Annotated in this window: 1 protein-coding gene; it reads right to left on the reverse strand. The window is 35.4% G+C overall.

Annotated elements, in window-relative coordinates; genetic code table 11:
• Positions 1–253: 253 nt before the first annotated feature.
• Entirely contained in the window at positions 254–532 is a 279-nt protein-coding gene (locus ADIWIN_RS19765) for a transcription antitermination protein NusB (protein ID WP_020897957.1), read from the reverse strand.
• Positions 533–1,028 lie beyond the last annotated feature (496 nt).

Here is a 1,028-nt window from a genome sequence, read left to right on the forward strand (position 1 = left end):
CTCTAGTATTATTTCCGGCATCAGGTGCAAAAAGCACCCCTAGAGTAGCACCCAAACTTGCCCCTAAAGCAAATGCGAATAATGAATTACCTTTTTTACCCATTTTGTGTTTTTATTTATTATCTATAAGCCCTCTACCACTCTTACGTATTTTTCCGTTTTCGGTTAGTTCTTTTGTACAATGTATCTAAAAGTCCGTTCACAAATTTGCTTACTTTTCGGAGTACTATACGTTTTGGAAATATCAATATATTCATTTTATGGACACTTTGGTAGGGATACTTGAGAAGTTTACCATTTCTGATAAAGCCATTATAAGTATTACCCTGTCTGTTAAAGCGATCCTTTCTACATCCCAGTTTTTTGTGGTATTGGCAATTAACTCACTGTATTCCTTTTCTGAGGCAACGGTAAAGTTATAAATATCCTGAAAGAATTCTTTGTCCTCTTCCCAGTTTATTGCCAATTCCGGAAGGATCTCATCTGCTTCATCTTCAGAGCCTGTAAGGTTTTTTATAACCTTTGAAGACAAACTCTTAACAATCGATTTGTTTCTGACCAATTCAAATCTCTGTCCTGAAAGAAGCTTAAAGGAGCCCCTAGCTTAAAAATGATCTTTTTAATGATAACCTGTAAAATTTCTTTATCCTCCTCGAAACTCGGATTTTCAATGGTCATGTATTTCTGGTAATCCTCGTGAGGCTTAACCAGTTCTCTGTACCATTCTTTTATCTCCAGCTCCAATTCTTCTATGTCTACATCAAATCTAAGACAATACTTTTTTGAAAGAATGGTTTTGCTCTATAATCAACAAGGCCTTATTTGAACCAAGATTATAGGCTGCAGGAAGAGTGATTGCAGGTTGGTCCTCAAGTTTTTCTCTTTTTTAATTTTTCCTTTCGAACATGTTCCCCAAATGCTACCAACATACTTATCGCAAACAAATACAAACCGGGAATGTTTTTCCACGGCGGTCAACATATTTGTTCGTAAAAATTCCTTGTCCTTTTTATTGTTTGAATTATAAA

The sequence above is a fragment of the Winogradskyella psychrotolerans RS-3 genome (assembly GCF_000427335.1).
Classification (GTDB): domain Bacteria; phylum Bacteroidota; class Bacteroidia; order Flavobacteriales; family Flavobacteriaceae; genus Winogradskyella; species Winogradskyella psychrotolerans.